At 61.0% G+C, this 20,758-nt stretch carries 19 protein-coding genes; 13 read left to right on the top strand and 6 right to left on the bottom strand.

Annotated elements, in window-relative coordinates:
- Together glgX and bglA are read left to right on the top strand one after the other, a co-directional pair.
- Entirely contained in the window at window positions 1–2,037 is a 2,037-nt protein-coding gene (gene glgX, locus AC1DZU_RS08265; RefSeq protein ID WP_477283525.1) for a glycogen debranching protein GlgX, read from the top strand.
- The gene (gene bglA / locus AC1DZU_RS08260) at window positions 2,024–3,649 is read left to right on the top strand and encodes a beta-galactosidase BglA (protein ID WP_477283523.1); all 1,626 of its coding nucleotides are present in this window, start codon (window positions 2,024–2,026) and stop codon (window positions 3,647–3,649) included. The genes glgX and bglA overlap by 14 nt, the downstream gene beginning before the upstream one ends.
- 57 nt (window positions 3,650–3,706) lie before the next feature.
- Here bglA and AC1DZU_RS08255 read toward each other — a convergent pair whose 3' ends face one another.
- Together AC1DZU_RS08255 and AC1DZU_RS08250 are read right to left on the bottom strand one after the other, a co-directional pair.
- The gene (locus tag AC1DZU_RS08255) at window positions 3,707–5,473 is read right to left on the bottom strand and encodes a hypothetical protein (protein ID WP_477283521.1); all 1,767 of its coding nucleotides are present in this window, start codon (window positions 5,471–5,473) and stop codon (window positions 3,707–3,709) included.
- Window positions 5,474–5,929, bottom strand: a complete 456-nt coding sequence (locus AC1DZU_RS08250; protein ID WP_477283519.1) for a TadE family protein — start codon at window positions 5,927–5,929, stop codon at window positions 5,474–5,476. It lies immediately after the preceding gene.
- 369 nt (window positions 5,930–6,298) lie between these two features.
- Here AC1DZU_RS08250 and AC1DZU_RS08245 point away from each other — a divergent pair, with 369 nt between their 5' ends.
- The 4 genes from AC1DZU_RS08245 (at window position 6,299) to AC1DZU_RS08230 (ending at window position 11,729) form a co-directional block, all read left to right on the top strand.
- Entirely contained in the window at window positions 6,299–7,891 is a 1,593-nt protein-coding gene (locus tag AC1DZU_RS08245) for a peptide ABC transporter substrate-binding protein (protein WP_477283517.1), read from the top strand.
- Window positions 7,892–8,054: 163 nt separating this feature from the next.
- Window positions 8,055–8,978, top strand: a complete 924-nt coding sequence (locus tag AC1DZU_RS08240; protein WP_477283515.1) for an ABC transporter permease subunit — start codon at window positions 8,055–8,057, stop codon at window positions 8,976–8,978.
- Window positions 8,971–10,092, top strand: coding sequence for an ABC transporter permease (locus AC1DZU_RS08235; protein WP_477283513.1), 1,122 nt, complete (start codon window positions 8,971–8,973; stop codon window positions 10,090–10,092). The genes AC1DZU_RS08240 and AC1DZU_RS08235 overlap by 8 nt, the downstream gene beginning before the upstream one ends.
- Before the next feature lie 17 nt (window positions 10,093–10,109).
- Window positions 10,110–11,729 (top strand): ABC transporter ATP-binding protein, encoded by a 1,620-nt coding sequence (locus tag AC1DZU_RS08230; RefSeq protein WP_477283511.1) that lies wholly within the window; start codon window positions 10,110–10,112, stop codon window positions 11,727–11,729.
- Window positions 11,730–11,756: 27 nt separating this feature from the next.
- Here AC1DZU_RS08230 and AC1DZU_RS08225 read toward each other — a convergent pair whose 3' ends face one another.
- Window positions 11,757–12,101: a hypothetical protein gene (locus AC1DZU_RS08225; protein WP_477283509.1), complete on the bottom strand. Its 345-nt coding sequence runs from the start codon at window positions 12,099–12,101 to the stop codon at window positions 11,757–11,759.
- 290 nt (window positions 12,102–12,391) lie between these two features.
- Window positions 12,392–12,712 carry a hypothetical protein gene (locus AC1DZU_RS08220; RefSeq protein ID WP_477283507.1) on the bottom strand — a complete coding sequence of 107 codons (321 nt, stop codon included), beginning with the start codon at window positions 12,710–12,712 and terminating at the stop codon, window positions 12,392–12,394.
- Window positions 12,713–12,886: 174 nt separating this feature from the next.
- On the opposite strand from AC1DZU_RS08220, the gene AC1DZU_RS08215 reads away from it, so the two are divergent.
- From AC1DZU_RS08215 to AC1DZU_RS08200, 4 genes are all read left to right on the top strand, one after another.
- Window positions 12,887–13,186: a hypothetical protein gene (locus AC1DZU_RS08215; RefSeq protein WP_477283505.1), complete on the top strand. Its 300-nt coding sequence runs from the start codon at window positions 12,887–12,889 to the stop codon at window positions 13,184–13,186.
- 495 nt (window positions 13,187–13,681) lie between these two features.
- Window positions 13,682–15,037 (top strand): selenium-binding family protein, encoded by a 1,356-nt coding sequence (locus AC1DZU_RS08210; protein ID WP_477283503.1) that lies wholly within the window; start codon window positions 13,682–13,684, stop codon window positions 15,035–15,037.
- Window positions 15,034–15,405 carry a 2Fe-2S iron-sulfur cluster-binding protein gene (locus AC1DZU_RS08205; RefSeq protein ID WP_184871319.1) on the top strand — a complete coding sequence of 124 codons (372 nt, stop codon included), beginning with the start codon at window positions 15,034–15,036 and terminating at the stop codon, window positions 15,403–15,405. Before AC1DZU_RS08210 ends, AC1DZU_RS08205 begins: the two co-directional genes overlap by 4 nt.
- 5 nt (window positions 15,406–15,410) lie before the next feature.
- A complete protein-coding gene (locus AC1DZU_RS08200) occupies window positions 15,411–15,860 on the top strand; it encodes a CoA-binding protein (RefSeq protein WP_477284190.1) in 450 nt (149 codons plus the stop codon).
- A gap of 67 nt (window positions 15,861–15,927) precedes the next feature.
- On the opposite strand, the gene AC1DZU_RS08195 is transcribed toward AC1DZU_RS08200, so the two are convergent.
- Together AC1DZU_RS08195 and AC1DZU_RS08190 are read right to left on the bottom strand one after the other, a co-directional pair.
- Entirely contained in the window at window positions 15,928–17,142 is a 1,215-nt protein-coding gene (locus tag AC1DZU_RS08195) for an NAD(P)-binding domain-containing protein (RefSeq protein ID WP_477283501.1), read from the bottom strand.
- Between the two features lie 53 nt (window positions 17,143–17,195).
- Window positions 17,196–17,753, bottom strand: coding sequence for an OsmC family protein (locus AC1DZU_RS08190; protein ID WP_095089778.1), 558 nt, complete (start codon window positions 17,751–17,753; stop codon window positions 17,196–17,198).
- Window positions 17,754–18,177: 424 nt separating this feature from the next.
- Here AC1DZU_RS08190 and AC1DZU_RS08185 point away from each other — a divergent pair, with 424 nt between their 5' ends.
- The 3 genes from AC1DZU_RS08185 (at window position 18,178) to AC1DZU_RS08175 (ending at window position 20,752) form a co-directional block, all read left to right on the top strand.
- Entirely contained in the window at window positions 18,178–18,816 is a 639-nt protein-coding gene (locus AC1DZU_RS08185) for a hypothetical protein (protein WP_477283498.1), read from the top strand.
- Window positions 18,813–19,511, top strand: a complete 699-nt coding sequence (locus tag AC1DZU_RS08180; RefSeq protein WP_477283495.1) for a hypothetical protein — start codon at window positions 18,813–18,815, stop codon at window positions 19,509–19,511. Before AC1DZU_RS08185 ends, AC1DZU_RS08180 begins: the two co-directional genes overlap by 4 nt.
- Before the next feature lie 140 nt (window positions 19,512–19,651).
- A complete protein-coding gene (locus AC1DZU_RS08175) occupies window positions 19,652–20,752 on the top strand; it encodes a glycosyltransferase family 9 protein (protein WP_477283493.1) in 1,101 nt (366 codons plus the stop codon).
- Window positions 20,753–20,758: the final 6 nt, after the last annotated feature.

The raw sequence follows: 20,758 nt of genomic DNA, 5'->3' as shown, positions 1-20,758 counted from the left end.
ATGCCGGCCGACCAGCGGCCGCGATTTGGCGGACTTGTTTCGGAGGGCGGCATTCGCTTTGCCGCATGGTCGCAGGCCGCCCGCCGGCTCTGGGTCTCGATTTTTGACGAGCAGGGCAACCGGGAAATCGGACGGCTTGAGCTGCAGCCGGAAGGCGAGGGCGTGAATGCGCTGTTTGTCGCCGGTCTTGGCCCCGGTACCCGCTACGGGTTTCGCGCCGATGGCGACTATGCGCCGGATCGCGGCCTGTGGTTCGACCCCGAAAAAATGCTGATCGATCCCTACGCCGTCGAAATCGACAGGCCGTACGCCTATGACTGGCGGCTGACCCGGCGAAGGGGCGAGGGCCTCGATACCGCGCCGCTGATGCCGAAGGCGGTTGCCGCAGCCTTGCCAAAACCCGTGCCGGCTACGCCGCCGCTGTTCCAGCCCGGCGGCCTGATCTACGAAGTGCCGGTGCGCGCCTTCACCATGCTGCATCCGGACATTCCCGAAAAGCTGCGCGGCACGATCTCTGCTCTCGCCCATCCCGTGGTTATCGAGCACCTGAAAAAGCTCGGCGTCGGTGCTGTCGAACTGATGCCGGTGACGGCGTCGATCGATGAACGGCACCTGCCGCCTCTCGGGCTGCGCAACGCCTGGGGCTACAATCCCGTCACGTTCATGGCGCTTGATCCACGCCTCGCACCGGGCGGCATCATGGAATTGCGAAACGCGGTCGCCGCGCTGCGGCAGGCCGGCATCGGCGTCATTTTGGATCTTGTCTTCAACCACACCGGCGAGAGCGACCGGCTTGGGCCGACGCTGTCGCTGCGCGGCTTTGACAACCAGGCCTATTACCGGCACACGCCGGACGGCAGGCTGGCCAACGACACCGGGACGGGCAACACGGTGGCATGCGACCACCCGATCGCTGGGGAGATGGTCCTCGACACGCTTCGCCATTTCGTCCGTGATGCCGGCGTCGATGGTTTCCGCTTCGACCTGGCGCCCATTCTGGGACGGGTCGAAGGGCAGTTCGACGCCGAGGCGCCGTTGCTGAAGGCGATGGGCGAGGACGCGCTGCTGGCCGATCGCGTGCTGATCGCCGAACCTTGGGACATCGGTCCGGATGGCTATCAGCTCGGGAATTTTCCGCCGCCTTTCCTCGAATGGAACGACAAATATCGCGATGATATCAGGCGCTTCTGGCGCGGCGACGCCGGCATGGTCGGCCCACTGGCGACCCGGCTTGCTGGTTCGTCCGATGTGTTTGCCGCAAACGGACAAAGCGCCAGCCGCACGGTCAATTTCATCGCCGCCCATGACGGCATGACCCTGGCCGACATCGTGCGCTACGAGCGCAAGCACAACCAGGCCAATGGCGAGCAGAACCGTGACGGCCACAATGAAAACCTGTCCTGGAACAACGGCGTGGAAGGCGATACGGACAAGCCGGCCGTAGCCATGGCGCGCCTCAACGATCAGCACGCGCTGCTCGCCACCTTGTTTGCCTCGCGCGGCACCATCATGCTGACGGCCGGCGACGAATTCGGCCGCAGCCAGCTGGGCAACAACAACGCCTATGCGCAGGACAACGCGATCACCTGGCTCGACTGGGCCGGGCGCGACCAGGCGCTCGAGCATTACACGGCGCTGCTTTCGACGCTGCGCCGAACGGTGCCGGCGCTTTCCGACACGCGCTTCCTCACAGGCCAGCCACTAGCAGATTCCAACATACCGGACGTCGCATGGCTGGCCGAAACAGGCGCGCCGCTCGACGAACAAAGCTGGCAGGACCCGCAGCGGCACCGCCTGGTCTTGATCCTGGGCGGTGCAAACGATGACGAACGCCGTCTTGCGGTGCTCATCAACGGCGATCGTCGGGCCTGCATGTTCACGCTGCCGCCGCGCGAGGGATTTTTCTGGGAGCCGGCCATCGAAACGGCTGAGGCGGCCGACATCGAGCGGCCGGTCTCGGGGCGGACGGTGACCTTCATGATTGAACACGCAGCCGCACAGGCCGGCACAAGGGAGAAGCGCAATGGCGGCAGGTGACCGGATCGGGTGGTGGCGTGGCTGCGTCATCTATCAGATCTATCCGCGCTCCTTCCAGGATACGACCGGCGACGGCAGCGGCGATCTGCGCGGCATCGCCGACCGTCTGGAGCATGTCGCCTCCCTTGGTGTCGACGCCATCTGGCTGTCGCCCTTCTTCAAGTCGCCGATGGCCGACATGGGCTACGACGTGTCGGACTATTGCGCCGTCGATCCGATGTTCGGCGGCATCGAGGATTTCGATGCGCTGGTCGCCGAGGCGCACCGGCTCGGCCTGAAAGTCATCATCGACCAGGTGCTGTCGCACTCATCCGACAAGCACGAATGGTTCGTCGAAAGCCGCGCCAGCCGCGACAACCCCAAGGCCGACTGGTACGTCTGGGCAGATACGAAGCCAGACGGCGGCGCGCCCAACAACTGGCTCTCCGTCTTCGGTGGCCCGGCCTGGGAGTGGGATTCGACCCGCCGGCAATACTACATGCACAATTTCCTCGCCTCTCAGCCGGATTTGAATTTTCACAATCCGGAGGTCCAGGATGCGCTTCTGGAAACGGTGCGGTTTTGGCTGGAGCGTGGCGTCGACGGCTTTCGGCTCGACACGGTCAACTACTATGTCCACGACCGCTGGCTGCGCAGCAATCCACCCCTGGCGTCAAGCGTGGCAGGCACCAACAGCGAGACCAACACCTACCTCTACCAGGAACATCTGTTCGACAAGACGCAGCCGGAAAACCTGGCGTTCCTCAAGCGTTTCAGGGCGCTGCTCGACGAGTATGAGGACCGCGCCGCCGTCGGCGAGATCGGCGATGAAGGCCGCTCGCTGCAGACGCTCGCCGCCTACACCACTGGCGGCGACAAGCTGCATATGTGTTACACCTTTGATCTGCTTGGCCCACAATTCTCGGCGGCGCATGTGCGGGGCTGCGTCGAAGCCTTCGAGGCAGCCGTGTCCGACGGCTGGGTCTGCTGGGCGTTTTCCAACCATGACGTGGTGCGCCATGTCAGCCGCTGGACGAGGCCGGGCAGCGATCCGGACACGGTCGCAAGATTCTCGATCATGCTGCTCTCCTGCCTGCGCGGATCGATCTGCCTCTACGAGGGCGAGGAACTCGGCCTGGAGGAGGCGGAACTCGCCTTCGAGGATCTGCGCGATCCCGTCGGCATCCGCTTCTGGCCAGGCGTCAAGGGCAGGGACGGGTGTCGCACGCCGATGGTCTGGGAAGCCGGTGCCGACAATGCGGGCTTTTCCACCGGCAAGCCGTGGCTGCCGATACCGGCCAGCCACCGCGCCCGCGCCGTCGATGTCCAGAACGCCGACACGGCCTCGGTGCTCGCCTTCTATCGGACGATGCTCGCTTTGCGCAGGGGCCATCCGGCACTGGTCGGCGGTTCGATCCGGTTTCTCGACGCGGAAGACGAAATTCTCGCCTTCATCCGCGAAGACGGCGGTGAGAAACTTCTCTGCGTCTTCAACTTCGCCGAGGAGCCGGCGTATTGGCCGTTGCCGCCGGATACCGGAGCTGTCGTGGCTATTGACGGTGGCACCGGGGTTGTTGAAGAGAGCCAGATCTCGCTGCCGGCACTCGGCTGTTTCCTTGGTCAACTGAGCTGATTTCGCGTCTCAGCCGCCGCTTGCGAGGCAAGTGATCCCGCTTGGGCTGCTGATGCCTTATTGAACGAGAACCGCGCGCCCGCAGGTCGCACCGGTGACACGCACATCAGCCTGGCCGACGCCGACACCGAGCGCCGAAAGCACGTTGTAGAGCAGGTCGTCGACCGGCGCCGTTACGCCGTTCAGCACGGCCACGACTGCTGGCTTGACCGTTGCGAGCAGGGCGGTCAGATCGATCCCGAGACCGAGCGCATTGACCGAAAGCGACAGGTTGTTGACCAGCGAGGTGGTCAGCGACTGCGAGATGTTGCGCGTCGAAACGGTCTTGACCGTCTTGTTGGCGATGTCGGTGGCATTGAAGGTCAGCGTCGTCGGGCTGTTGTTGGTGATCGCGGTGGCGGCGGAACCCATCACCTGTATCAGCGGAATGTTGATCAGCAGCAGGTGGAGGCTGACATCCGCGATCTCTGCGTCGGTGAACGACTGCGGCTGACTGAAGTCGCCGAAGCCTGAACTGTTGCTGTTGGCCAGATGCAGCGAAGCGATACCCGGGTGCGCTGCAATGGAAACATTGATGCTGGAAGGCCCGGTCGGACAGGTGATGTCGGTCAGTTTGGCTTCGGCATAGGCGACTTCCACATTGAGCGGCAGATTGACGGCCAGCAGGCTGATACCGCCGCCGAGACCGGGCGTGCCGACCCCGACGCTGGCCACGAGTTTGATGCGCGTCTGGGCGGTGCGCACCACGGTTCCGATGCCATCGACCGCGAGCCATGGCGAGGATTGCATCGGCTCGCCAATGGCAATGGTAAGCGCCGTGGACAGAAGCCCGGGAACGGTGGCGCCGAGATTGACCTGGGCCTGGTTGGTGCCGTTCGCCAGCACGGCGGCAGCGGTCAGCATGCCCATGGCGCTGGCGTCCACTCCAAGGCCGGCTGGCCTTTGCCCGAGGGCCAGGCTGCCGACGGAGCCGAGATCGACGAGCTTGTTGAGCGGGATCTTGAAAGTGCTGGTCGATTTCGTGGCGATCGTCTGCAGCGCAAGCTTGGCCGTGTTGCCAAGCCCGGGCACGTTGGCCATGGCGGTGGCGATCTGGCCGACGGTCGCTTTCGATGCCAGCACGTCCGAATAGGTGACGCCGGTCAGGCTCAATTGTGTGGCAAGACCGTTTATGAACGAGAGCACGCTGACATCGGCCGAGATCAACCCGTTGTAGTCCATGACGCTGAGCGAGATGTTGCCGCCGAGCAGCCCGCTGAGGAGCGAGTTGAGAATGCCGCCGTTGACGCTCAGCAACCTCGACCCAACCGAGAACGTCGCCTGCGGCGTCATGCTGGCGGTGGCCTCTGTGCCGATGACGGGAGTGGGGAGCAGCGAACTCGCGAAATAGCGCGCAGGGATCTTCTTCAAGGTGACATGGACGGCATTGTAGGGCGTTACGCCGGACTGGAAGCGTTGGCTGACATTGGCGGTTGATGCGGCGTAGCGCCCGGGCGTGACCGACACGACGGTTTTGCCGACGGCCGGCGCGATCGTTTGTCCCGAGCTTTGAACGACTACGCCCGGCATGCCGTTGTCGGTCAGCGTGGTCACGACAGCGGTGTCGACGTTGGTGATGTTCGAGGCGGCCGTGATCGCAGCAAGGTCCACCATTGCCTGGGCTTCGCGGCGCTCGGCATAGATCGAGGCTTCGTCGATGGCCACGGCAGCCAGCGCCAGCGCGACCGGCGCGCTCAAGGCCGTCATCACGGCGAAATTCGCCTGTCTGTCGGCCAGCATCGATCGGGCGAGCCGGCCGATCGCATTGCACGCCCGCAGCAGCATTCAGATGCCCCCGACCCTTATCGTTGACTGGCGCTTGATCGTACTGCCCGGCATGGCGATGCCCGGGAAGAGATTCCAGATCGGCAGGTTGCGGGCATCGTACTGGATGGACACTACGAACTGGCTTCCGTCGGCCGTGCTGTCGTTGGCCTGGTAGGTCAACTTGCTGGCATCCACGAAGGGATATCCGCCGGCATTGTTGGTCACGAAGCTGGCGACCAGCGTCTGGCGCTCGGTCTGGTTCAGTCCGGCGATTGCGGTGCGGGCCGCATCCGCCGCGATCTGCTGGATCGAGTTTGCGGCGCCAAAATATATACCGTATGCAACCATTCCGAGCAGAAGGAGGATGAAGATGGGCGAGAGCAAGGCAAACTCAACCGCCGAAGTGCCGGATTCTTCTTGAAATTTCCGCGTTATCTGCCGGATTCTTATTGATTTACTTGACCGGGTACTCATGACTGCCACGCGTCTGAGATAGAATCGTATAGAAGGTAGCTGTAATGTAACCTCTGGTTGCTTAAGAACGCATTAACACATTCCGGCAAACGGGCGCGGCCACATGTTCCCGGCGAAGAATGGCGTCGAGATGAGGAAACCAAGTCAAGCTTCTGGTTTCGGCTGGTGTTTCGGCCGTCACGATACAGTTTTCGTCCCGCCTTACTTTGGGTGACCCAGAGAGTCTGTTGAAATAAAAATTCTCCGCGTTAGTGTCTGGGCACCAGCCGCAGGAAGGGAACCGGCGGCGCGCTCAAAGGGGTCAGATATCGGCTCCGGGGCGTCAACACTCAAAGGCGCGCCGACGGCAGCGCCGACAGGGAGAACTTCATGCTGAAAAACATGCTGAAGGCGACTGTGTTCGCCACCACCATGACGCTGGCCGCAGGCGCCTTCTACACGCCGGCTTTCGCCGAGAGCGTCTATAACCGTGGCACCGCCGCCGAATCGGAATCGGTCGATCCGCACAAGACTTCGACCGTCTATGAAGCCAATGTCTTGCGCGACCTGTTCCAGGGCCTGGTCATGCAGGACCAGAAGGCCAACCTCATTCCAGGTGCCGCCGAGAGCTGGACGGTATCGGACGACGGCACCGTCTATACGTTCAAGCTGCGCAAGGACGGCCAGTGGTCGGACGGCAGCCCGGTGACGGCAGAAGACTTCGTCTACGCCTTCCATCGCCTGGAAGATCCGGCGACCGGCGCCGAATATGCCTCCATGCTCTATCCCGTGAAGAACGCCGAGGAAGTCAACACCAAGAAGGGCAAGCCGGAGGACATGGGCGTCAAGGCGATCGACGCCAACACTCTGGAGGTGACGCTGAAGGCGCCGACGCCTTACTTCCTCGAGATGCTCACCCACCAGGCGACCTATCCGGTCAGCAAGGCCTCCATCGAAAAGCTCGGCGCCGACTGGATCAAGCCGGGCAATCTGGTGTCCAACGGCGCCTATACGCTGGCTGAGTGGGTTCCCAACGACCACATGAAGCTGGTCAAGAATCCGAAATTCTGGGACGCCGCGAGCGTCAAGTTCGACGTGGTCAACTACATTCCGACCGAAGACCGCTCATCGGCAATGAAGCGCTTCGAGGCCGGCGAACTCGACAGCTACGACGATCTGCCGACGGAACAGCTCGCGGACCTCAAGACCAAGTTTGGCGATCAGATCCACGTCGGGCCGTATCTCGGCACCTACTACTATGCGATCAAGACCGACAAGGCGCCTTGGGACAATGTCGAGCTGCGCAACGCCATCTCGATGGCGATCGACCGCGATTTCATCGCCGAGAAGGTCTGGCAGAACTCGATGCTGCCTGGCTATTCGATGGTGCCTCCCGGCATTGAGGGCTACACGCCGGCAATGGCCAAGTATGCCGAGATGCCGCAGATCGACCGCGAGGACGCAGCCAAGAAGGTCCTTGAAAAACTCGGCTATACGCCAGAGCATCCGTTGAAGATGGAGATCCGCTACAACACCTCGGAAAACCACAAGAACACCGCGGTCGCCATCCAGGAACAGCTGAAGCCGCTTGGCGTCGAGGTGACGCTGCTCAACACCGACACCAAGACCCACTACTCCTTCCTCGAGCAGAAGGGCAACTATGACGTGGCGCGTGCCGCCTGGATCGCCGACTACAAGGATCCGGAAACCTTCCTCGGCATCTCGCGCAAGGCCAGCGGCAACAACTATTCGGACTACAACAGCCCGAAATACGAAGCGGCCATGGACAAGGCTGCAGCCGCCGGCGGCAAGCCCGAAGAGCGCATGAAGGAACTCGCCGACGCCGAGCGCATCCTCGTCGACGACGTCGGCCAGATTCCGCTCCTCTACTACAGCTACCACGATATCGTTTCCTCGAAGCTGCATGGCTTCGTCGACAACGTGATGGATGTGCATCCGTCGCGCTTCGTCAGCAAGGACTGATCCCTGGCCAAGCCGCCGCGCATTGAATGCGCGGCGGCGCTGGTTTGCCATCGCATCGGCCCGGGAACCGGAATCGATTTTCGGCATGTCGGTGCGAAGATTTGAAAGCTAGAGCGCAATCGTCCAGCTGGACGCGCGCTGCTCTGGATCAAGCGGGGCACCGATGCTGCGATATGTACTAAGGCGGCTTTTGACCGCCATTCCGACGCTATTCGTCATCGTGACCATGGCGTTTTTCCTGATGCGCGTCGCGCCAGGTGGTCCATTCAACCAGGAGCGGGGACTAAGCCCCGAGATCAGGGCCAATCTTGAAGCCCAGTTCGGCCTCAACGACCCGCTCTGGCTGCAATTTGTCCACTATCTCGGCAATCTGCTGCGCGGCAATTTCGGCCCGAGCTACAACATGCCGGATTTCACTGTCACCGAACTGTTCGCCAAGGGGCTGCCCATTTCGGTTCAGCTCGGCGCCTCGGCGCTCATCCTTGCACTTCTGCTCGGTTCCGTGCTCGGCACCGTTGCCGCGCTAAACCAGAACAAGCTTGGCGACTATGCGGTGATTGCGCTGGCAACCGCCGGCAGCACCATCCCCACCTTCGTCATCGCACCGGTGATCCAGCTCCTGTTCGGGCTGACCTGGAAGCTCTTGCCGATCGGCGGATGGGGCGATGGCGCCTTCATCAACAAGGTCGGCCCGGTGCTGACGCTCGCCCTGCCGCAGATCGCCATCGTCGCCCGGCTGATGCGTGGCTCGATGATCGAATCCTTGCGGTCCCATCATATCCGCACAGCCCGCGCGCTCGGCCTCTCCGACTGGTCGGTGGTGGTCAAGCACGCGCTGCGCGGCGCCATCCTGCCGATCGTCTCCTTCACCGGCCCGGCAGCCGCGGCGCTGCTGACCGGCTCGGTCATCGTCGAGACGATTTTCTCCATTCCGGGCGTCGGCCGCTATTTTGTCGATGCCGCGCTCAACCGCGACTACACGCTGGTGATGGGAACGGTGGTGGTGATCGCCATCTTCACCATCGTCTTCAACCTGATCGTCGACGTCATGTACGCGGTCGTCGACCCGAGGGTGCGCTATGACTGACATCGCAGCCACGGCTCCCGCCGTCATCGGCCGCTCGCTCTGGGCGGACGCCTGGGCGCGCCTCAAGGCCAATCGCGCCGCCATGTTCAGTCTGTATTACCTTGCCCTGATCGGTGTCATCAGCGTGTTCGGGCCCTGGTTTGTGCCGCATCAATACACCACCATCTATGCCGACTATGTGCGCATGCCGCCAAGCCTGTCGGCCTATCCGAAGGCCGAGATGATCGAGACGGCGCTCACAGAAGCGATCAAGCGCATGCGGGTCGACATCAAGGAATGGCGGCAGGAAGGCAACCAGGTCTTCGTCACCGTCAAGTCGACCAAGCCGATCGACGACCGCAACATCCGCTATCTCGACCGTTCCGACGCCTTTGACGACACCAAGATCGATAGCAAGTCGCCCGACGGCCTCGAAGTGACGATGAGCGCCTCGGTCAAGCAGCAGTATTTCCTGTTCGGCACCGATAACACCGGTCGCGATCTGCTGTCGCGCACGCTGATGGCCGGGCGTATCTCATTGGCCATCGGTCTGCTCGCCGGGGTCGTGGCGGTGGTCATCGGCGTGGTCTATGGCGCCGCGGCGGGCTTTGCCGGCGGCAAGGTCGACGAGGTGATGATGCGCATCGTCGATGTGCTCTATTCCTTACCCTTCATTTTCTTCGTCATCATGCTGGTGGTGTTCTTCGGCCGCAACTTCGTGCTGATGTTCCTGGCCGTAGGCGCCGTGCTGTGGCTCGACATGGCCCGCATCGTGCGCGGCCAGGCGCTGTCGATCCGCCGCCAGGAATATGTCCAGGCTGCGGAAGCCATGGGCGTCGGCCAGCGCGGCATCCTGCTGCGCCACGTCATTCCCAACCTGCTTGGTCCCGTGGTGATCTACATGACGCTGCTGGTGCCGCAGGTCATCATCCTGGAGAGTTTCCTGTCGTTCCTCGGGCTCGGCGTGCAGGAGCCGATGACCAGCTGGGGGGTGCTGATCTCGGTCGGCGCCAAGAACATCGGCACCGCCAACTGGCTGCTCCTGTTTCCCGCCTTCTTCCTCGTCTCGACGCTGTTCGCCCTGAATTTCGTCGGCGACGGCCTGCGCGACGCGCTCGACCCGAGAGATCGATAAAGATGGGGACCGCTAAGATGGCTGCTTCCGAAACGATCCTCAGCGTCAAGGACCTCCGCGTCCGCTTCCGCACGCTCGACGGCGCGGTCGAGGCGGTGAAGGGCATCAACATCCACGTCAATGCGGGCGAAACCGTTGCCGTGGTTGGGGAATCCGGATCAGGCAAGAGCCAGACGATGATGGCGGCGATGAGCCTGCTTGCATCGAATGGCGAAGCCACCGGTAGTGTCGACTATCGCGGCCGCAACCTTCTGACATTGAGCAAATCCGAACTGAACAAGGTCCGCGGCGCCAAGATCAGCATGATCTTCCAGGAGCCGATGACCTCGCTCGATCCGCTCTATTCGATCGGCAACCAGCTGATCGAACCGATCCGCCGGCATCGGGGTTTGAATGCCGCCGAGGCCAACGAAGAGGCGCTCAAGCTGCTGCGCCTCGTGCACATCCCAGATCCCGAGCGGCGGATGAAATCCTATCCGCACGAAATGTCGGGCGGCCAGCGCCAGCGCGTCATGATCGCCATGGCGCTTGCCAACGACCCGGACATCCTGATCGCCGACGAGCCGACGACGGCGCTCGACGTGACCATCCAGGCGCAGATCCTGATGCTTCTGGCCGAGCTGCAACGCAAGCTCGGCATGGCGATCGTCTTCATCACCCACGATCTCGGCATCGTGCGGCGCTTCGCCGACCGCGTCTATGTCATGCGCCAGGGTGAGGTTGTCGAGGAGGGGGAGGCGGAGGCCATCTTCGTCAATCCGCAGCATGCCTATACAAAAATGTTGCTGGCGGCCGAACCGACCGGCAGCAAGGCGCCGCCGCCCGCCAATGCCCCGGTGGTGCTCGAAGGCAGGAATGTCGAAGTAACATTCAGGATCGGCGGCGGGTTTCTTGCTGGCGAGCCGCTGATGCTGCGCGCCGTCGACCACATCTCGATCCGGCTGCAGCGCAACCAGACCATCGGCATTGTCGGTGAATCCGGATCGGGCAAGTCGACGCTCGGCCGCGCCTTGCTGCGGCTGTTGCCGAGCGACGGCCTCATCCGTTTCGGCGATCGCGACATTTCCACTGCCGACCGTCAGGCGATGCGGCCGCTGCGGCGCGAGATGCAACTGGTCTTCCAGGACCCGTTCGGTTCGCTGTCGCCGCGCATGACCGTCGGCCAGGTCATCACCGAAGGGCTGCTGGTGCATGAGCCGAACCTGTCGGGCAAGCAGCGCGATCAACGTGCGGTCGAGGCCTTGAACGAAGTCGGCCTCGATCCCAACGCCCGCAACCGCTACCCGCACGAATTCTCCGGCGGGCAGCGGCAGCGCATCGCCATCGCCCGGGCCATGATCCTGAAGCCCAAGCTGGTGGTGCTGGACGAACCGACCTCCGCCCTCGACCGCTCGGTGCAGAAGCAGATCGTCGAACTGCTGCGCAAGCTGCAGGCCGACCACGAACTGTCCTACCTCTTCATCAGCCACGATCTCTCGGTCGTGCGCGCCATGGCCGACTACATCATCGTCATGAAGCAAGGCAAGATCGTCGAGGAGGGGCCGACGGAGGCGATCTTCAGCAATCCGCAGCACGTCTACACACAGACGCTGATGGCCGCCGCGATCGACGTCACACGCTTCAGGCTGAGCGCCTGAAGTGCTCCCGCTCGGGTGAGATCAAGTTCACTGCGATGACGAGGTGCATCTGCGTGCCCTGGCGCTGACAAGAGCCTCTTCCTGCTGCTTCAGCCGGTCGATCCTGGCCGTTTCACGGTCGGTGACCGCGGTTTTCACGCGTGAGCCGCCCAGCAGCCAGCGCGGGACGCTGGCGTTGGCGACCTTGCCGCGGGTGACCGCGGTTTGCGAGATGTCGCGAGCGATACCTCCCAGCGCGCTGTTGAGCTCCGTGCAGCTCATGCTGTCGTATTTGGCCGGATCGACGGTTCGGCCGATCGAGGAACAGCCGGCGACGAGAAACAGCGCAATCACAAGAACCGGTGGCGAAGCTGTCGTTGAAATCAGATTCATGTCCGCACCCCGGCATCGCCGTTCACTGGCTCTATCATATGCAACGAACTACCTAGAGCCGACGGCGATCTTCGTCAAAGTTTCCGATCGCTGCGGAACCCATCGCAGAGCCGAACCCATCGCCACATGAACACACGGGGAGTTCCCGCAAATCTCAGGAACGTTCTCGGTCACTCGAAGTTGGTGTCCGTCGAGTGCACCAAAACAATGACTGGTAAACGGGAAAGCCCGTCCCGGCTGACGCTGGGGCGGGCTTTCTTTTAGTGTTCGCTTGGGCAGGCAGTGGGCGATCAGTAGCCGTCGTTTTCGATGACCACGGGGTGGTGGCGATAGTGACGGTGAGTGGAAACGGAGCCTGTCACGACGACGGTGTCTCGGCGATGATGCCGGCTCACCACGACCAGGTCCCGACGATGATGCCGGCGGCCATGATCGTAGAATGCAACTTCGCCATGGCGGCGGTGATGCAAGCGCTGACCGTCCTCATTGATGATCCTGACGCTGTTGTGGTGTCGATGGTGGGTTCTGATAACCACATCGGCCTCGGCTGCCGAAGCTATGGCCGGCAAGCCAATGGAAAGCGCCAACGCGCACACGATCATTGTTTTCATTGCAGTTTCTCCATTCCCTGAAATTAGCCCTTCGTTTCGATAACTGCCTGTGATCACTTTGGTTCCGGCCTTCTTGGGGCCAGCCTGAAACACATGTGGCAAGTCGGAGGACGGGCGATCGCCGCCTAGGGCTGAGAAGGGGCTGCCTCTCGCTGATGGTACCTGCAAAGAACGATGCGTCTCGACGCGTCGGTCTCGCTCACGTCGGGCAGCACAACGATCTGCCCCCAAAAATCGCAATATCTGGCTACTGCCTCCGGCAGCTCCTTGGCGCTCATGCCAGAGATAGCAGCGACATCACCTTCGCTGCAGTTGGTCTTTCCGGAGAGCTGCGCCGCCGCCGCTACTATTTTGCAGGACCGCTCGTCGTTTGCCTGCGAGGGCGCGCAACTACAGGCAAGTGCGACTGCTGCTGTGAAAACCAATTTGCGCATGATGGCTCCGGACCTGACCGGCATTCTGTCGCCGCCGTAACTACAAATATGAAGCGCAGCTAATACAAAGGCAAATCCACCAAGCTATCTCTCGATTTGTCAAATGGCGGAACATTAGGCGCGCCTAATTGTTCTACTCCTCACAGCCGACATCCGTGTCTGCTGAAGATCAGCCGGCAAAGGCTGGTCGGCCCGCGTTGTCCGCCAGAGGTGCGGGCTTCCCAGGCAACAGGAGAACGATCATGAACAACATCATTTGGCTCGTTGGCGCGGTGGTCATCGTGATAGCGATATTGAGCTTCTTCGGCCTTCGATAAACGCGACGCGAGTTCTGGCCGGTCGCCCGTTGATCGGCCCGTCGGCCTTTCGTCGACTTTCCTGTTCCTCTGAGGCTTCCGTGGGGAGGAGCGGGGGTGTTCGCATTCCGTCCCCCGGCGGCCAACCCGGCCGTAGCGCCGATGCCAAGCATGCACTAACATTCCAGCCTGACCCCGTAGGGGCTGCCCAGTGATCTGTTCAAATTGGGGACCTACCCATGACCAATCATTGCTGTGGACCGGGCTATGCTTCTCCATCCGAGGCGATGACCGCACCTCGCGAAAAGCTGCTCTATACGATTGCCATCTACACCGGCACGGGCATTCAGAAGCCGGACTATCTGTGCACCATTGATGTCGACCCCGAGAGTTCGACCTACAGCCAAGTGATTTCACGTTTGCAAATGCCGGGCATTGGCGATGAGCTTCATCACTCGGGCTGGAATGCCTGCTCGTCGTGCCATGGCGATGCGAGCATGGAGCGGAAATATCTGATTGTGCCGGGTGTGCGCTCGTCCAATCTGCACATTGTCGATTGCGGTACCGATCCTCGCAATCCGACACTATTCAAAGTCATAAGCGGCGCCGACATCAAAGCCAGGACCAACTTGTCGGCACCGCACACGGTGCATTGCCTCGGCTCGGACATCATCGTTTCCATGCTTGGCGACGCTCAGGGCAATGCCCCCGGCGGCTATTTGCAGCTCAGCAAGGAGTTCGAGATTGTCGGACGTTGGGAAAACTCCATGGGCAGTATCAAGTTTGGTTATGATTTCTGGTACCAGCCGCGACACAACGTAATGGTCAGTTCGGAGTGGGCCGCTCCCAACACCTTCATGCCGGGTTTTGACCTGGAAGAGGTTGGCCATCTGAAATATGGCCGAGAGATCCATTTCTGGGATTTTGAAAAGAAGGAGCCGAAGCAAACATTCTATCTCGGGGAGGATGGCCTGATCCCACTGGAAGTGCGGTTCCACCATAATCCCGACAGCAGTCACGGCTTTGTTGGCGCGGCCCTTTCAGCAAATATCATCCATTGGTGGAAGGATGCGGCCGGCGATTGGCAATGGGAAAAAATTGTCGATGTCGACAATGAGCCGCATCCCGAATGGCCGATCCCGATACCGGGCGTGATCTCGGTCATTCTGCTCAGCATGGACGATAGATACCTCTATCTGTGCAACTGGCTGCACGGCGACATCCGTCAGTACGACATCTCGGACCCTCACAATGCCAAGCTTACCGGACAAGTGTGGATGGGCGGACTTCTCGGCCGTGCGCCTGAGGTCAATGGCGTGAAAGTGACTGGCGGGCCCCAGATGATACAGCTCAGCCTCGACGGCAAGCGCCTGTATGTGACGACCTCTCTTTTCTCGACCTGGGACAACCAGTTCTATCCGGAAATCCGCACCAATGGCGGATGCATGCTGATGGTCAATTGCGATACGGAAAACGGCGGCATGGAAATCGATCCGCTGTTTGTCGTTGATTTTGGCAAGGAACCAAATGGGCCAAGTCGCTGCCACGAAACCCGTTATCCCGGCGGTGATTGCACGAGTGACATCTGGGTATGACCAGCTTCACCATCACTCTCGCCAATCAAGGCGGTGCGGCCTTTGACGTCGATCACCGCAAGCCTCTCTTGCAAAGCTTGCGCGAGCAGGGCGTGGATCTGCCCTACGGGTGCCAGTATGGCGGCTGCATAAGCTGTGCAGCCAAAATAATCAGCGGCAAAGTCAATCAACAAGCGCAGCGGGCGTTGAACAACCGCCAGATCAACAATGGCTATATAATCCTCTGCGTCGCCCGCCCTTTGAGTGACTGCACGCTGGAGGTCGGCGTTGAAAGCCACGACAAGCTCTACCGCAACCCCTTCCTTGACCCCTTGGCCGCGCATGAATTGAAAGCCGATATTGCGACCCCGTTGGACGAAGAGAAATGACCTACATGAATCATGATGAGCCCTATCCGGAGGCTTATCTGCAAGGAATTCTGAAATCGGTCAAAACCATCGCGATGGTGGGGGCCAGCCCCGACAAAACCAAGTTCTCCTATGGTGTACTGCGGGTGCTGCACGAGATCGGCTACGATATGATCCCCGTCAACCCCAGTCCCGGTCTGGATGAAATTCGAGGGCTTAAGGTGTACCCGTCGCTGGCGGCCATCGACCGGCCTGTCGATATGGTCGAGGTTTTTCGCCGTTCCGAAGATCTGTTGGAAGTTGCTGAGGAGGCCATCGCCATCAATGCCAAGGTTCTGTGGGGTCAGATTGGGGTGCGCGATGACGCTGCCGCTCAGTTGGCGGAGGAAGCAGGCTTGAAAGTGGTGATGAACCGCTGCCCTAAGATTGAGTTGTTCCGCCCCTTCTGGAAGCCGAAGTTGCACTTGGGAATATGATTGCAGCCTCACTGAATTTGGAGTTGTCGCGGCAACGGACCTGTTCCCTTTGGTCTTGGATTGAATTTTACCCCAGGTACGATGCCAGATGGGCGCTGAGATCACGCGCGTCGTCGCCAGCGCCGTCGATCAGCGCAGATTTGCGGCGGCGCAGAAACTGCATTCCCATCAGGTACATGCCCGGATGTTCAGCAACCCCGCCGTCGTGACGGACATAACCCTTGCGGTCGAGGACCGGCAGCTCCAGCCACGAATAGTCCGGACGGTAGCCGGTGGCCCAGATGATCGTCCTGATCGCGCCGCTGGCGAGGTCGAGGCCGAGCGGCGGGTTGCCCTCTACACGGGTCGGCGGCGGGCGATCCGGCGGCCCGACCGTCGCGTCTAGGCCGTTGTCGCGCGCCCATTCGTCGATGAGGTCGAGCAGCCGGGCCATCTTCAGATCGGAAAGCGCACACATGTTGCGCAATGACCCCGCAAACTGGGCCTTGCCGTCTTCGGTGATGCCGGCGAGACGACCGACGAGCCGGACGCCGAGGTCGACCAGCGCATTGAGGTCGAGGGTGGTGCGGTCGGGCGTGCCGGCAAGCTGCAGCGAAGGAACCCGTCGTGCCCGCCTGATGTCGTCTACCTGGTCGTAGCGCTCGTCGAGCACGCCGGCGGCGTCCATCCACCACTCCAGGTCCTTGCCGCGATAGACTCGGGGCGCCCGGATGTGCTCGCCCACCGACAGGGTCACTTGGCGTCCCGAACGCTGCAGCTCCTGAGCGATCTGGGTGCCGCTGGCCGACGCGCCCGCCACCAGCACGCCACCGTCGGCAACCTGACCCGGATTGCGGTAGGACTGCGCCGTCAGCATGGTGACCGACGGCGGCACGCGGACGGCGAAATCGGGCTGGCGCGCGATGTTGCATGCGCCCGACGCCAGCACCACGGTCCGGGACCGCCACTCGCCGCGATCCGTGCGCACAAGATATCCCGCCCCGTCGCTGCGAACAGAGGTGACGGTCGTGTGGGTTCTGACCGGAGCCGAGATCGCCTTGGCATAGTTCCCAAGGAAATCGATCACCTCTGGCATCGTCCGGTAGCCATCGGGGTCGTCGCCGTCATAGCGGAAGCCCGGTAGCCGGCTCTGCCAGTTCGGGGTGAGCAACCGCAGCGAATCCCACCGCTCGGTGCGCCAGGTATGGGCAATCTCGCCGCGCTCCAGCAGCACATGGTCGATCGAACGCTCCGCGAGGCAGCGGCTCATCGCGAGCCCCGCGTGCCCTGCACCGACGATCACGGTGGTGACGGAACTAATCGCGCCCTCTCAGAGTCTACGGCTCGAAGTGCCTTTCAATTCACCACGACCGTGACGTTCGTCGGATTGGTGACAATGTCATAGACTGCAGATCGCTTCTGCGACTGAGCGACGAGAGCCTCGATGTCCTCGGGCTTGGCGTCGGCGTCGATGTTGTACTTCACCGTGATGCCGCTGAAGCCGTTGCGGACGTCGCTGTCGATGCCGAGTATGCCGGCGAGATCCATGTCGCCTTCGATTGTGGCCTTCACCGACTTCAACTGGATGTTGCGGTTCTGGGCAACCGCGGCGATGCCGGCGGTCAGGCAACTCGCCAGCCCGACCAGCACGTATTCGACAGGCGTGGCGCCCTTATCCAAGGAAGCGAAGACCTCCGGATGGTCGGCGTCGAATGCGAACGTGGTCTTGCGATGCTGGTCCTGGCCGAGACCGTAGAAGCTCTCGACTGTCGAGTGGCTGTGGGTGCCATCCTTCCATTCGCAAGCCGCGCGCCACTTGAATTGCGCGGCCTCCGGGGCGTTGGAAAGCGCTTCCTTTGCGGCGAGAAGCGCCTCTACGTTAACGCCATTGTTGGCCTGTACTTCGGAAGCCATGATTATCCTCCCTACCTTGCACTGGCTCAAAAACCCGACCGATTCCACTGACCTCCTGATCAGATTTCACCATGGCCTGGCATGGTATGGGTAGCGAAGTTTTTCTTCAAGGTGATTCCGCGATTTGCCTCTGGTACGACAAGGACGCGGAGGCTGCGGCCCCGCTTCTACGTCGAGACCTTACCGATAGCGCAGTGGGTGCCGTTCACCGTGCATCGCCACTGCGACGAAGTGATCCGCTGTACTTCGGGTCTTCCGCTTGCCGTGCTGCCATGCTTAATTCGAGGAAATTCACATCAAATTATAGAGTTGCCACGTGATACCAATCTACATTGGGTATGATCCACGCGAATCCCGAGTTCTGGACGTAGCGCGATGGAGCGCCTACCGGCGGACAAGCACGCCGTTGCAGATACAGCCACTCGTGCTCAAAGACCTTGAAGCCCAAGGAATCATGAAGCGACCGATGGTGGTACGTGATGGCAAGCTCTGGTGCCCGATTTCCGAGGCACCGATGTCGACCGAGTTTGCCATATCGCGCTTTGCCGTTCCGTTCATGAGGCAAGGCGGCTGGGCCATGTTCTGCGATTGTGACGTCCTGTTTCTGAAGGATCCAGTCAAGTTGCTCGACCTGGTCGATCCTTCCTACGCGATTATGGCGGTTAAGCACCAGCAACGCGAATCCGAAGCGGTCAAGATGGACGGGCAAACGCAGACGTTCTATCGCCGCAAAAACTGGTCGTCGGTCGTTTTGTGGAATCTGGATCATCCGGCCAACAAGCGGCTGACCAACGAGATGCTCAATACGTGGCCCGGACGTGACCTCCACGCCTTCAAATGGCTTGAGGACCATGAGATCGGGGAATTGCCTCTGGCATGGAACTACCTCGTAGGGGCTTCGGCTTCCGAACTCGACCCCGCCGATGTCTCGCTGGCGCACTACACGCTCGGCGGTCCTTGGTTTGCTGGCTGGTCCGGCGCCACGCAATGGGACGAATTATGGAGCCGAGAAGAGAGCATTCTGCGCGCGTTTGAGGAACATGCGGTTCATATTCCCGCATGAAAACTCCGCTTTCGGACCTCTTGCCAACCTTCTCAAAGCCAATTCTTCGCTTGCCCAGGGTCACCGGTCCCGCCTTGGTGATGGGGGCAGCGCCGAATTTTCGCCTCCCGCAGGGACATGATGCCGATTGGGGACTGGTGACGGTCAATGCTTCCCAGCTTTTGGCGGAAACCTTCGGTCTCCCCGTTCCCGACATCGCCGTGCTCCGCCGCGGCATTTTGGTCGGCCGGGACGAGCAGGATTTTTACAAGCGCGATTTGTTGAAAGGACGGCAGGCAAAGCATCTGATCATCCCGATTTGGCCGGACGTTGAGGACAAGCTGATAGCCGGTTGTCGCACCTTTGATTATCGGTATGACACCTTGCAGGCGCTTACGAGATGGCAGCTTGCCAACATCGTCTGGCGGCTTAGCGGCAAATATCATGTGTCGCGCGGCTGGCACCGGAAAATCTCCACCGGAGCCTTCGCGATCATGCTGGCGCGTTTCGCCGGTTTCGCTCCTGTTGTCGTCAGCGGGTTTTCCCTGTCCCAAGCCGGGCATGGATACGACACCCGAAATGCCTTTCGATATCATGCCGACGAAGATGCGGATTTGCTTCGACGGGTGGTGAAAAGAGGCGAGCCAATCTACGCAGAGGATAGAGACTTCGCTGCAGAAAGCGGATTGCCCTTGTGGCAGGGACAGATGCCATGACGACGACAGACGACCTTGCTTCGCTGTTGAAAAGAGGAATATCCATTAGCCGGAACCGTGAGCTCGATTGGACGTTGGGCGCCCACCAATGACCAATTTGACCCGCCGCCCTTCGTGAGGTCGATGTGCTGAATATCTCGATGGCTGATCGGCTGGCTATCAAGTCCATTCTCGTTATTCAGACGAAGTACATCGGGGATGTCATTCTGACCTCGGCGCTCGTGCGAAATCTGCGCCTCGCTTACCCAAACGCTGCGATAGCCATGCTTTGCGCTTCTGGCCTGCGAGACTTCGTAGTCAGCCAGAATATCGCAGACGTGGCCATCGGATTCGACCGTCGAGGTGCTGGTAGAAGTCTGCCTAAGCGAGTGAAGGAATATTCAGGCTTGGTCGCTGACCTGCGCCGCCGAAAATTCGATCTCACCATTGACGTAACCGACTCGAAGACATCACGGATATTGCACAGGTCAATCGGCGCCCCCCTGCGCGTTGGATACAATCCCCCGGAAAAGCCCATGAAATTTTGGGAAGTTCAGCCTGCTAATATATTTGCTGAAACGTTCGGCCATGGAGGCGCGCACTACTTGTACCGATATCTGTCCCCGCTTGAAGCGCTTGGGATAGAATTGCGAGAAGTGACACCGAGGCTTGAACCCACACCAGTCGGGCGAAGCGCATCTGCCCAGATTCTGGCGCAAAGCAATCTGGCCGTAAAGGCTTTCGTCGCAGTACACGCTGGAGCAAGGTTCGAAGGGCGGTGTTGGCAACCTGAACGGTTCGCTGCAGTAATCGACGAGGTTTATGCAACCAAGGGCCTGCGGTCATTGCTTATTGGTGGACCTGATGAGAGCACAACCGCGCAAGCTATCTTGAATGCGGCAGCGTCGCCATTGGTGAGCGTTGTTGGCAAAGCCTCGCTTGAGACACTAACAGCATTGCTTTCGGATGCATTTATCTTTCTGGGAAACGAGAGCGGCCCAATGCACCTGGCTGCGTCAGTCGGAACTCCGGTTGTGGGCCTGTATGGCCTGACGCCCCCCGACATCTGGGGGCCTTTTGGGGTGCTTCACCGCACCGTTGAGCCGCCGTTGCCTTGCCAGTGTGTTGCACCCGGATTGTGCAAACCCGACAACCCGGGCGGCGTCTACTGCGTTCATCGACTACCAGTTGCCAAGGTTGCTCAAGCGACACGAGACTTGATAGACGCAGTGAGACAACGGGCGGATAAGACGGCCAATTGACCTACA

It is taken from the genome of Mesorhizobium sp. P2_A12 (genome assembly GCF_056405075.1).
Note: the sequence above shows the minus strand (reverse complement) of the source record. Positions and strands in the feature narration are given on the sequence as shown.

Excerpts from the sequence above, each read along its gene's own strand:
- AC1DZU_RS08180 (WP_477283495.1), top strand. The coding sequence starts at position 18,813 with ATGAAAACTCCGCTTTCGGACCTCTTGCCAACCTTCTCAAAGCCAATT.
- AC1DZU_RS08215 (WP_477283505.1), top strand. The coding sequence starts at position 12,887 with ATGCGTCTCGACGCGTCGGTCTCGCTCACGTCGGGCAGCACAACGATC.
- AC1DZU_RS08230 (WP_477283511.1), top strand. The coding sequence starts at position 10,110 with ATGGCTGCTTCCGAAACGATCCTCAGCGTCAAGGACCTCCGCGTCCGC.
- AC1DZU_RS08235 (WP_477283513.1), top strand. The coding sequence starts at position 8,971 with ATGACTGACATCGCAGCCACGGCTCCCGCCGTCATCGGCCGCTCGCTC.
- AC1DZU_RS08250 (WP_477283519.1), bottom strand. The coding sequence starts at position 5,929 with ATGAGTACCCGGTCAAGTAAATCAATAAGAATCCGGCAGATAACGCGG.
- AC1DZU_RS08245 (WP_477283517.1), top strand. The coding sequence starts at position 6,299 with ATGCTGAAAAACATGCTGAAGGCGACTGTGTTCGCCACCACCATGACG.
- bglA (WP_477283523.1), top strand. The coding sequence starts at position 2,024 with ATGGCGGCAGGTGACCGGATCGGGTGGTGGCGTGGCTGCGTCATCTAT.
- AC1DZU_RS08205 (WP_184871319.1), top strand. The coding sequence starts at position 15,034 with ATGACCAGCTTCACCATCACTCTCGCCAATCAAGGCGGTGCGGCCTTT.
- AC1DZU_RS08210 (WP_477283503.1), top strand. The coding sequence starts at position 13,682 with ATGACCAATCATTGCTGTGGACCGGGCTATGCTTCTCCATCCGAGGCG.
- AC1DZU_RS08220 (WP_477283507.1), bottom strand. The coding sequence starts at position 12,712 with ATGAAAACAATGATCGTGTGCGCGTTGGCGCTTTCCATTGGCTTGCCG.
- AC1DZU_RS08175 (WP_477283493.1), top strand. The coding sequence starts at position 19,652 with ATGGCTGATCGGCTGGCTATCAAGTCCATTCTCGTTATTCAGACGAAG.
- AC1DZU_RS08190 (WP_095089778.1), bottom strand. The coding sequence starts at position 17,753 with ATGGCTTCCGAAGTACAGGCCAACAATGGCGTTAACGTAGAGGCGCTT.
- AC1DZU_RS08240 (WP_477283515.1), top strand. The coding sequence starts at position 8,055 with ATGCTGCGATATGTACTAAGGCGGCTTTTGACCGCCATTCCGACGCTA.
- AC1DZU_RS08225 (WP_477283509.1), bottom strand. The coding sequence starts at position 12,101 with ATGAATCTGATTTCAACGACAGCTTCGCCACCGGTTCTTGTGATTGCG.
- AC1DZU_RS08200 (WP_477284190.1), top strand. The coding sequence starts at position 15,411 with ATGAATCATGATGAGCCCTATCCGGAGGCTTATCTGCAAGGAATTCTG.
- glgX (WP_477283525.1), top strand. The coding sequence starts at position 1 with ATGCCGGCCGACCAGCGGCCGCGATTTGGCGGACTTGTTTCGGAGGGC.
- AC1DZU_RS08255 (WP_477283521.1), bottom strand. The coding sequence starts at position 5,473 with ATGCTGCTGCGGGCGTGCAATGCGATCGGCCGGCTCGCCCGATCGATG.